Here is an 11,001-nt window from a genome sequence, read left to right on the forward strand (position 1 = left end):
CGCTCCCGCCGAAATCGCCAGAGTTGAACCCGGTCGAAAACCTCTGGCTCTTCATGCGCGAGAATTGGCTCTCGAACCGAGTCTTCAAATCCTACGACGATATCGTCAATCACTGTTGCGACGCATGGCGAAAACTCGAAAGTCAGCCCTGGCGCATCATGTCCATCGGACGCAGAGAATGGGCCAATGCGTTCTGATCAATGAGAAGCCGTATGAGTCACAAAAAACGGGAGATTCGCGGTTTGCGATGATGTGCTAGCGTGGCGATTCGTGGTCAGCAGGAGCAAGCTGAGATGAATGGCCTGAGCGGAAGAAGTGAATCAGACTTTGCGGATTATGTCGAGAGGCTTGTCGATGTGATCGGCCATGCCGATCGGGCAGAGCCGCTGAAGGATTACTGCCTTGGCCTCATGCTGCCGGTGGAGCGCAAGAGTGTCGAGCCTCTGGCAGCGGTAACGGCACCGGCGAGGGTTTCGTCCAAGCATCAGTCGTTACTGCATTTCGTCGGTCAGGCGCCGTGGTCGGACGAGGCGCTTCTGCGGCGGATTGGCGATTTGGTGCTGCCGCTGATCGAGCGACATGGGCCGATCGAGGCGTGGATTGTAGATGACACCGGCTTTCCCAAGAAGGGCAGGCATTCGGTCGGGGTGGCGCGGTATTGTGGCCAACTCGGCAAGCAGGACAACTGCCAAGTCGCGGTCAGCTTGTCGATCGCCAACGTCGCAGCGAGCTTGCCGATTGCCTACCGGCTGTATCTACCCGAGATCTGGGCCGACGATGCCGAGCGGCGGCGCAAGGCGAAGATCCCTGACAGCGTCGCATTCCAGACCAAACCGGCCATCGCGCTGGAGCAGATCCGAGCCGCCCAGGCAGCCGGAGTGGCGCCCGGTGTGGTGTTGGCCGATGCCGGCTATGGCGTGGACGGCGCATTCCGCGCCGGCCTGTCGGCACTCGGCCTCGACTATGTCGTGGGCGTGCAGCCGACACTCAGCGTCTGGCGACCCGGCGAGGGACCATTGCCACCCGAGCCCTGGCGCGGAAAGGGGCGGCCAACCTCGCTGATGCGCCGCAGCCCCGAGCACAGCCCGATATCGGCCAAGGCGTTGGCGCAGGAACTGCCGCAAGATGCCTGGCAGATCATCGGCTGGCGGGAAGGAACCAACACTGACCTCAACTCTCGCTTCGCCGCCGTGCGCGTCAGGCCCGCGTCCAGGGATTACAAATTGACCGAGCCCCGCGCCGAGGAATGGCTGCTGATCGAATGGCCCGAGGGTGATGCCGAACCACTCAAATACTGGCTCTCCACTCTCCCGGCCGCCGCTTCGCTCGCAAAGCTCGTCAGCACCGCCAAGCTGCGCTGGCGCATCGAGCGCGACTATCAGGAACTCAAACAGGAACTCGGGCTCGGCCACTATGAGGGACGCGGTTGGCGCGGCTTCCATCATCATGCAAGCCTCTGCATTGCMGCTTACGGATTCCTCATCTCCCAAAGGGAGACGATTCCCCCCTCAGCGCCGCCCGAAACCAAAAACCGCCCGCAATCTGGCCTTCCCCAGGGTTATCGACCCCGCGGAGCCCCCGATCCGACCCGAGCGACACGTGTCGAATTCGATCGCCACAATCCGAAGGCACTTGACCGTCGCACTCAGTCGCAACCTCCAGCGATGTCCATGCTGCTCCCGGATGAAGGATCGATAAAATCCACAAATTTGTGACGCAGTAAGACTATTATCTCGTCCGAAAAGGTTCCAGACACGGCACTTTTAATCGCACGTGACATTGTCCTATACATGTTGTCAGAACGTCGTGATGTTCGCGATGCCTTAATCCGGGCCGGGGCGCGGGTGGGCATCATGGCGATCGACGAGACGACGACTGACATTCCGGAGCAGCGGGATTGGAAGAAGCCGGCGCCCGATGATCCCCGCCTCACCCCCGACGAACGGCGGAATTACGCCAACACGATCGACAAGATGACTGCCCGGGAATACTGGGCCCAACGGGCACGCGGCATGGGCGGGCTCTACACGACGGGGGCCGTGGAAAATTTGATGGGCGTGCCTGGCACTCGCTATTACGGAGGAAACATTCTTGTTCACGAATTCTCACATAATATCTTCAACGCGCTTCGCACGGTGGATCCTGATCTCGTCGCGCGAGTTGAAAAAGCCTATTTCCACGCCCGCGAGAAAGGACTCTGGGCGCGTTCGTATATGGAGAACACCGTCGATGAGTATTGGGCCGAAGGCACGCGGTTTTGGTTCAATACGAATACAGCTTACAGCCATGGTGCACTCACCGTCGCCACATCAGACGAGTTCGAGGCTCACGATCCAGAGCTCTACAATATCATGGCTGAAGTCTACCGCCATGATCACCACATTCTGGCGGATGTCTTTTACCGGCACTCTGCAAAGTAACGGCTAACGTCGATCGCCTCGGTAACGGGTGCTGAGCCTTATGCCTGCAGTCCGCAAAGGCGACCCGAGTTATGGCAGCTCGTCCTTCCTGTCGATCGGACCGCTGCAATTATTCGAGTTTTCGTTCAACTGGAGCATCCATGCTGTTCCGCTGCGCCCGGACGCAAAATAACGTTGCGACCGGTTATCGCCGTGCGGTCGAACCCAATTGGCTTGTGTAAATCTTAAAGTGAAGGGCAAAGCACGTGACTTCTCCGCCCGTTATCAAGTTCGCCGATCGCAGGTGAGCCGGTCAGGGCCGGTGCTAATCCGGTGCATATGAGGTTCGGCCGCGCCCGGCGGCGAAATCATGTGGGACGCCTCCTTGAATAAGAGTTCGCGTATCCAGAGGCTTGCCGGATCACTATTGTGCAGAGCGGGCCATTGTACGGCTTCGGTGAACGGAAGGAGTAGTGGTAGCGGAAGCTCAACGATTTGCAGGGGTATGGTTTTTGCGAAATGCTGCGCCAGCCGTAAGGGCATGGTTCCTATGCGTTCGTTGCCCGAAACCATCGGCGGGATCATGCTGAAGCCATGCACGACGACGTCGATGCGTCTCTTGTGACCATATTCGAGCAAATACCATTCCTCGATGCCAGGCCTACGGACATTCCCAAACTTGACCACAACGTGTCCCATCGACATGTATCTCTCGAACGTAAACGGCTCTTCCAGTTGCTTGTTCGAGGTGCAGCCTACGCACACGTGGACATCATCGAACAGCCCTGCTCGGGGATGGGTGTTCGACGCGAACACTTCCGGCAAAATGAGAAGATCGACGTCGCCGCGCCGGAGTAAATCATCAGTGTCATCGCCCGGGGGCCGAAATTCGAAGCTGACAGCAGGAGCTTCCCGCGCCGCGCGCTCAATGTAGATTCCGATGATTTACCGGACGGCGTTCCAATCAAAAACCGGACACGATTCCGAGAATTAGCCGGACGCGATTCCGATTTGATACCGGACAGTTTTTCAACGTAAGCAGTGCCCCTGGGTCAGCAACCTTGGCATGCATTTCCTTTTGAACTTGAGGAGATGGCATGTCGAAGAGACGAAGGCTGACCATGAGACAACTACGACATTTGCTTCGACTGCGATCAGACGGCGTGAGCGTTCGCGATATTGCCGATCTGCTCGGGATTGCCCGCAGCACGGTGCAGGACGGGATCGGGCGGGCTGCGACGGCAGGGCTGTCATGGCCTTTGCCTGCCGATCTGACTGACGACGTCCTGGAAGGCAAACTTTTCGCCCGGCGAGGCACCAAACAAGGGGTGCGGCGACTACCAGAGCCGGATTGGAGCGTCATTGCGGTCGAGCTGAAGAAGCCCGGCGTGACGCTGACGATCCTGTGGGAGGAATACCGGGCGATTCATCCGGATGGCTACGGGTTCAGCCGGTTCTGCGACCTGTTCCGCGGCTTTGAGCGACGTCTGACGCCAACGATGCGGCAGATCCATATCGCCGGCGACAAGGTGTTCGTCGACTATTCCGGCAAGAAGCTGCCGATCGTCGATCGCAAGACCGGCGAGATCCGCGAGGCGGAGATCTTTGTCGGCGTGCTTGGCGCATCGAGTTATGCGTTTGCAGAAGCAACCTGGACCCAGACCCTACCGGATTGGATTGGCTCGCACGTGCGCATGTTCGCCTTCTTCAGCGGCGTGCCGCGCCTTATCGTTCCGGATAATTTGAAGTCCGGCGTCAACAAGGCGAGCTTCTACGATCCAGAGATCAATCGCAGTTATGGCACCATGGCCGCCTATTACGGCGTCGGTGTCCTCCCCGCACGACCGAGGCGCCCGAAAGACAAGCCAAAGGTCGAGGCCGGCGTTCGTTTTGCCCAAAGCTGCATCCTCGGCCGGCTGCGTAATCAGACCTTCTTCTCACTGGAGGAAGCCAATGCCGCGATCCGCGGAGCCGTCGAGCGGATCAACACGCACGTAATGAAGCGGCTTGGCAAAACCCGCCAGGAGATGTTCGAGACCATGGAACGCCCGGCACTGGCGGCTCTTCCGGCGGAGGCTTACGAATACGCCGAATGGAAGCTGGCGCGGGTGTCGACTGACTATCACGTCGAGTTCGAGCACTATTTCTATTCCGTGCCCCATGCGCTCATCCGCCAGCAGGTGGATATCCGGGCCACGAGCCGCACAATCGAGGTCTTCTTCAAAGGCAAGAGGGTTGCGGCCCACCAACGCCGTTACGGCGGTTCCCGCCACGGAACCGACCCCGACCATATGCCCAGTTCGCACCGCCGTTACGCAGAATGGTCTCCCGAACGCTTCCAGCGCTGGGGTGCATCCATCGGACCTCACACAGAGGGGCTGATCATCGCCATCCTGGCCAACCGTCCTCATCCAGAACAAGGCTTTCGAACTTGCCTCGGCGTGCTGAAGCTCTATCGGGCAATTCCCACGATGCAGGCCGAAGCGGTGTCCGCCCGTGCCGTCGAGATCGGTGGACTGACCTGCAAAAGCATCAGCGCCCTCATCAGCACCTACAAGGCACCAAGACATTCCGCCGAAACCGCCGCCGTCGGTGAGCATGCCAATCTTCGCGGCAAAGCCTACTTTCATTAGGAGACAATCAAAAATGCTGACCAATCCCACCGTCGATACTCTGTACCAACTCGGCCTTTCCGGCATGGCCACCGCTTTCCAGGACCTGGAGAAGCAACCGGAAGCGAGAAGCCTTCAGCATGGCGAATGGCTCGCGATCTTGCTCGAACGCGAGCAGACCACGCGCCGCCAGAAACGCTTCGAGGCACGAGCCCGCGCGGCCAGGCTCCGTCATGACGCCCAGGTCGAGAATGTCGATTTCCGTGCAGCACGCGGTCTCGACCGTAATCTCTTCCTCAAGCTTTCGACCTGCGACTGGATCAGACAGCGGCACTCCTTGCTATTGATCGGACCAGCCGGCGTCGGCAAAAGCTGGCTGGCCTGCGCCCTCGGCCACAAGGCGTGCCGTGAGGATCTTTCCGTCGCCTATCACCGCGTGCCCCGGCTCTTTGCCGCGCTTGCCTTGGGACGAGGCGACGGTCGCTACGCAAAGGTGCTCAAGAGCTTGGCCAAAACCGATCTCCTGATCCTGGATGATTGGGGCCCCGAGAAGCTCAGCGACGAGCAACGCCGCGATCTCCTGGAGATTGTTGAGGATCGCTACGAGAAGCGCTCGACCATCGTTACCAGCCAAATCCCGGTGGACCACTGGTACGATATGATCGGAAATCCCACGATCGCCGACGCCGTGCTGGATCGCCTCGTCCACAACGCCTACCGCATCGAACTTTCCGGTGAGAGCCTGCGCAAACATCGAAACCTGTCAGCCGAGGATGCAACTCAGGCTTGACCAGCCTGATATTCGCCGACAATGATCAACTCAGGCCCAGAGACGCTCTACACCGTCCGGCTTCGCCTCGGAATCGCGTCCGGTAAAACGCTGGAATAAGCGTCCGGTCAATGATCGGAAACCCCGTCCGGTTTCATTGGAATACACACTCAACGACTTTTTCGAAAAATACGAGCGCGACGTAATCGGAAAGGATAACTTTGAAGCGACGATCCGATTGGGCGGGGTCAAACGGCTCTCTGGAAATAATGGAGAGCTGAACATGGAGCAGAGCATCTCGCAAGGCGGGTGCCAGGCTTTCTGCCCTAGGTGTGGGGATAAATTCGCGCCCAGCGATCGTAAACAGCTCATCTTGGAAGAAGGTGCGCAGCCGTGCGACCGCCGCGCTCATGGCTGGCTGGCTCAGGTTAATGCTGCGCGCCGCCGCCGTCAGATTACGTTCGCTCATCAGGGCGTCGAGCGCAACCAGAAGATTGAGATCAAGGCCATTGAACCGCATATTTCTTCATCCGATGGCGGCCGATATGATCCTGCCGATGACCGGACCGGATTGCGCTTGGGACAGTGAGCTCCACGAGGAGCCTGAGCACTTCCGCTAGCAGTCGAGGTAGCTCATAACTCCGGTCCGTTCCGGTCGATCATCGTACCGGCTGGCCAGGCGGAGATGGGCTGTCCAATCGGCATAATGATGACAAGCGGATCCTCGACACGGGTGGGCGGCAAGTCGATGCGTGCGTGTGGCAGCGTAGATCGTACGCTCACCTGCGACACAACAGTCAGTGGACTGTGTCGGCCGAATCTTTCAATGTGTTTCCGCAGCTCGGGTCGAACCGTACCGAAGGCGAATGGAACTTGAAACTTCTGCAATGTGGGAAGCATAACCTGAATCGAATGGGCGATGCCGAGCCCCTCGAGATCCGGACGCACTCCATATAAACCTAGCTCAGCCACCAAAAGGTCTACCCCGTCAACTTTGATGAAGCGGCGCAGCAAGCCCAGATGGGCCGCAACACCGATCGAGTCGTACGCGATCGCACGAAGCTCCGGTCTTGCTCCGGCCCAGCTTTGACTGCCTTGGAACGGCTTTGCATTAAACGCGCCAGTCGGCCCGTATGTCTTCCGAAAGAACTCGGCGAGTTCGACATGATCGGAGAGTTGCAACTCATTTTCCCAGCACAATTTCCACTGCACGTCTGCGCGCATTCAAAGACCTCTTCTTTTGACGCTGGCCGGACGATTTACGGCCTAAGGGTTGTTATTATATCGCTACGACAAGCAATGGTAGTATATCGGCACAAGTGCTGGCCGATGGCTTTCCTGCAAGGCTGATGCTCTTCGTCCTATGGACGCGGGCGAGGCGATATCCTTGACCCCAGCGGCCAATATCATGAGGCGAACCAAAACTGAAATGGCATTCCTTCATGGATCCATGAGCAGCGCTCATAATGGTGAGCAGAGAGTGTTTGCAGGTGAAGCCAAAAAGTGCTCGCGTTCGAACCGCTCACAGAGGACTCCTGAAGGAGCATCAGCCGCAATATCGATCGGACGTATTTTCGGCCGTTGGGCTAGGTCTGAATGGACCCAAGTTTTTTCCAATACTGGCCGCGGTCCGATTTTCCTCTCGGGAAAGAAGGTCGATGCGCCCTAAAGACGAGATTGGAACCGGCTTAGGTGACAATGAAACGGCGGAAATGGAATCACGTGACATGTAGCCCCATACTGGCTCGGGGGCGGGGCGGTTCGCCGCCAAGGAAATGTGAAGTCCGTCGAAATCCCGGTCAGGGGCGCGGTTGGAAGTGGCGAGCTGCATCAGCTCTACTTCGCCCTGCAAGAGTAGCGCCATTGCGCTTCAGCGAGTTGCTTGTTGGTCGAAACGCGAGAACTTCAGTGAGTTGCAGAAGGCCCGCCGCAACAGCACCGAGCATCGGTGCAATTATATAGAGCCAGAGCTGTGAGCGCGCCGTCTCCCCTGCAAAGAGCGCCGGGCCGAGCGACCGTGCAGGGTTTACAGAAGCACCCGAAACCGAAATGCCGGCCAGATGGATTGCGACTAAGGTAAGACCAATTGCAAAACCTGCGACAGTGCCCGCCCCTTCCTCGGTGGTGCTTTTGAGAAATACCGTTACAAACAGGAACGTGGAGATGAACTCAAACAGGAACACAGATCTGACCCCATAAGCTCCCCAGCCGTTTTGGGCGAAACCTTCTACGGCAATGTCGTAGCCACCGACTTTGTCCATGGCTATCACATAGAGAGCGCCTGCGGCCGCTATAGCCCCCGCACTTTGAGCCAAGACATACGCGAGGAAGTCCCACAGTCCAAACCGTCGCGAAACAAGAAAACCGAGGCTGACCGCGGGATTGAGATGAGCGCCTGATACTGGGCCAATCGCGTAGGCCATCGCCACCACTGTCATCCCGAAGGCAAGAGCGACACCGAGGGGGCCCACCTCGGAACGCATAAAGACGAGTGTGCCGCAGCCGAAGAAAATGAGCGCAAACGTTCCTAGTAATTCGCAAAAATATCTATTCATCCTTAACTCCGTTGATTGCATCTCTGCGGATATTTGTCGTCAACCTCGACATTCTCGCTGCCGACTGGGTTTTTGGCAGGTTATCGATGCAGTGTTCGCCAGAACCCTTTGACGCCCACAGGATCAATCGTCCGGTCCGTTCTGTGCCCTATGTCGTTGACTTCAATTTTGTGACGACCAGCCGAGATCAGGACCGGTGCCCTTGCTGCGGCTTGCTCCCGGCGGTCTGCGATAAACACACAAGTTTCGTGCCAAACAAAAGTGGGTCTACGGCAGAGCGATCACTCCGAGGGTCGATCTATCTGGCGTTCAAAAAAGTCTTGAGTCCGACAATAAGCGACATAGCAGACGCGTTGCAGTCTGAAGATTTGCGCGCAAGCGGCAGAACAATACTCGGAAACACCTTTTTGAAAGCGTATGCCTAGTTGGCATCGAGTTTGCACGTACTCGTCGTTAGGCGGCAAGAAGCAGCCAAGTATATGGCCGCCTTCCTAAACCAGGCGGTAACGGAGCCAATTCGGATCTCTCGGATCCGTTTCTGAAGAACGGCCGTCAAACTGAGTTCCGCATTTGTCCATGTCCAAACTGCCAGGTGATACTCTCAGGATCAAATTTTTCAACAATATCGCCGTGCCTAGCGACATTAACAAACAACGTGAGAAGGAATAGCACTATGACCACCAAGGTTTCAGAAAGGTCCTTTGAAACAATCGAAAATTCAGCATCATCGCCTCTGAAGGTGGCCGATCAAATCGGGGCATCCGTAGAAAAGGGGAACAAACAGTTGACCGAAGCTTTCTTTAAATTCGCGTCGAGCGCTGAAGAGGCGCAAAAAATACTCACTCCGATCTTCGAAACCGCAACGCTGGCCGGCTACGAATTGTCGCTTAAGTCCGTCGCTGCGTTGCAGGCGAATGCGGTGGCCGGTTTCTCGCATTTGCAAGCGTTGTTCGGCGCGAACTCGCCGTCACAAGTCTTCGAACTCCAATCGGCGTTCCTGCACAAGCGCGTAGACACCAGCATCGAGAATGCCAAGGAATTCCGGGCACTGGCGAGCAAGGCAGTGGCTGAGATCGCCAAGCCGATCAACAATGCATTTGACAAATTTTTGGCGGACCTCAAGGCAGTATAAATTGGCTGGCCAGTGCAACAACGTCCTATGGGACTGTTGTACCCTCCGTCTTAATTAGGAGGAAGACGAGCGCTACCCTACGATCTGTTGTGTTCGCAATTTCAATCGACGGATCATGATCCTAGTTTCGTTTAGAGAATCCAAGGCCACTAAAGAATTGTTTGACAGAAGGAGCCGTGGGATGTGATAGCGCTTAATTGCCGAAGCAAGGAAACTGACGCGGTCGCAGCCTCGGCAATAACCGCTTTTTTGAAGTGGTCGTCGGGAGGCGCGCGGCTAGCAAGGGCTTAGTTGCTCGATACCTTGCGCCATCCTGATCATCGCAGCTAACGACGACTCTCCCGTTCTACGATCGTCAGTCGGTGCGATCTTCGCAAGGGAGCGGCTTGGTTGGCCGCACCACGCACGATCAGAGAAAAGGCTTTGCGATTATTGCCGTAGGCGGTGGCAAGTTTCACGATATCGCGTCGCATCGTAACAGGCGACGTTTGCCACCCGCTCTGCCTTGAGGGTCGCCCCCTGCTGGCTCGATCAAGGCGACTTCGCGTCGTTCCGACTCTTGAACGCGCGAAAGTTATTCCAATATTTGCCGGATGGTCACAGGTGACATTGGAAAGGAAAATAGGATGCCGATAACCGATGTCTCCTGGACTCGTCTGGTCACTATCCGACTGCAGTGTGGTCTTGAGCGGACGTTTGCGGGCGTTTACGATGCTTTGGATTTTCTCGAAAACGAATGGCCATTGCGTTATGGCGAGCGCCATCAGCGTGCCATCAGGACCTGTCGCGGTGCCCTCAATGGCGGCGTAGCCGCCGTCGTTGCACGAGAGGCATTCATGGCCGCTTGCCTCGAAGCCGGCATGGTGGCCCCTTTGAAAGCCAAGCCGAACGCCCACCCGGGACGAATCGCTCGGCGGGCTCTCGTCCAATGATTTGGATGGTCCCGCTTTGCTCAAGGCTGGACTTGCGCTTTCAAGTCCAATCCAGATCGCCCCCGTCGACCGTCTGATGAAGGCTAGTTCCTTGGCGGTGTGGTCGACCTTGGCGACAACGGCCGGTTGATCATGCACCGAAACGAGCAAGGTGTGAATGAGTGCGCTTGCCGAGCAGCTTCGCGTAGCGCAGACGTATCTCCTTCTTGTCGATCTCACATTCGATACATTATTCAACGAGCACGGCAAATTCGCAGTCGTCTATCGGAGTTGCACGAGCGCGCGCGTGCAATCGACGTTCTGCAATCTAGCGATCGCCGGCACTGCATGTTGTCGTTCCCCCGATCGAACTAATACGGCTTCTCATTGATCAGAACGCATTGGCCCATTCTCTGCGTCCGATGGACATGATGCGCCAGGGCTGACTTTCGAGTTTTCGCCATGCGTCGCAACAGTGATTGACGATATCGTCGTAGGATTTGAAGACTCGGTTCGAGAGCCAATTCTCGCGCATGAAGAGCCAGAGGTTTTCGACCGGGTTCAACTCTGGCGATTTCGGCGGGAGCGGCAGGATCGTTATGTTTTCGGGCACGACGAGATTG

At 57.2% G+C, this 11,001-nt stretch carries 10 protein-coding genes and 2 pseudogenes; 7 read left to right on the forward strand and 5 right to left on the reverse strand.

All coding sequences use genetic code 11. The annotated features are described in order from the left end of the window. From QDY28_RS30135 to QDY28_RS30145, 3 genes are all read left to right on the forward strand, one after another. Positions 1 to 197: transposase (locus QDY28_RS30135; protein ID WP_331384810.1), on the forward strand; the 197-nt coding region annotated here is incomplete at its 5' end. 96 nt (positions 198 to 293) lie between these two features. Further along, positions 294 to 1,715 carry an IS701 family transposase gene (locus QDY28_RS30140; protein ID WP_285170278.1) on the forward strand — a complete coding sequence of 474 codons (1,422 nt, stop codon included), beginning with the start codon at positions 294 to 296 and terminating at the stop codon, positions 1,713 to 1,715. Positions 1,716 to 1,853: 138 nt separating this feature from the next. Beyond that, positions 1,854 to 2,420, forward strand: a complete 567-nt coding sequence (locus QDY28_RS30145; RefSeq protein ID WP_120671006.1) for a hypothetical protein — start codon at positions 1,854 to 1,856, stop codon at positions 2,418 to 2,420. 264 nt (positions 2,421 to 2,684) lie between these two features. Here the strand turns inward: QDY28_RS30145 and QDY28_RS30150 are convergent. Beyond that, positions 2,685 to 3,329, reverse strand: a pseudogene (locus QDY28_RS30150) (LysR substrate-binding domain-containing protein); the annotation flags it as partial. A 191-nt stretch (positions 3,330 to 3,520) separates the two neighbouring features. On the opposite strand from QDY28_RS30150, the gene istA reads away from it, so the two are divergent. Together istA and istB are read left to right on the forward strand one after the other, a co-directional pair. Beyond that, the gene (istA, locus tag QDY28_RS30155; RefSeq protein ID WP_280950730.1) at positions 3,521 to 5,032 is read left to right on the forward strand and encodes an IS21 family transposase; all 1,512 of its coding nucleotides are present in this window, start codon (positions 3,521 to 3,523) and stop codon (positions 5,030 to 5,032) included. A gap of 13 nt (positions 5,033 to 5,045) precedes the next feature. Next, positions 5,046 to 5,801 (forward strand): IS21-like element helper ATPase IstB, encoded by a 756-nt coding sequence (gene istB / locus QDY28_RS30160; RefSeq protein ID WP_065091859.1) that lies wholly within the window; start codon positions 5,046 to 5,048, stop codon positions 5,799 to 5,801. Positions 5,802 to 5,952: 151 nt separating this feature from the next. Here the strand turns inward: istB and QDY28_RS30165 are convergent. The 3 genes and pseudogenes from QDY28_RS30165 to QDY28_RS30175 all read right to left on the reverse strand — a co-directional run. Then, positions 5,953 to 6,300 (reverse strand): annotated as a pseudogene (locus QDY28_RS30165) (LysR family transcriptional regulator); the annotation flags it as partial. Positions 6,301 to 6,413: 113 nt separating this feature from the next. Continuing rightward, entirely contained in the window at positions 6,414 to 7,004 is a 591-nt protein-coding gene (locus QDY28_RS30170) for a NodA family N-acyltransferase (protein ID WP_004112689.1), read from the reverse strand. Positions 7,005 to 7,579: 575 nt separating this feature from the next. After that, positions 7,580 to 8,335, reverse strand: a complete 756-nt coding sequence (locus QDY28_RS30175; protein WP_004112693.1) for an aquaporin — start codon at positions 8,333 to 8,335, stop codon at positions 7,580 to 7,582. Positions 8,336 to 9,008: 673 nt separating this feature from the next. Here QDY28_RS30175 and QDY28_RS30180 point away from each other — a divergent pair. Together QDY28_RS30180 and QDY28_RS30185 are read left to right on the forward strand one after the other, a co-directional pair. Continuing rightward, complete coding sequence (locus QDY28_RS30180) at positions 9,009 to 9,467, forward strand: phasin (protein ID WP_004112695.1); 459 nt, start codon at positions 9,009 to 9,011, stop codon at positions 9,465 to 9,467. Between the two features lie 626 nt (positions 9,468 to 10,093). Then, a complete protein-coding gene (locus QDY28_RS30185) occupies positions 10,094 to 10,399 on the forward strand; it encodes a DUF982 domain-containing protein (RefSeq protein WP_004112697.1) in 306 nt (101 codons plus the stop codon). Between the two features lie 370 nt (positions 10,400 to 10,769). On the opposite strand, the gene QDY28_RS30190 is transcribed toward QDY28_RS30185, so the two are convergent. Next, the coding region (locus tag QDY28_RS30190; protein ID WP_331384811.1) for a transposase at positions 10,770 to 11,001 on the reverse strand (232 nt) is incomplete at its 5' end.

The organism is Rhizobium sp. BR 362, from assembly GCF_036528765.1.
GTDB lineage: Bacteria > Pseudomonadota > Alphaproteobacteria > Rhizobiales > Rhizobiaceae > Rhizobium.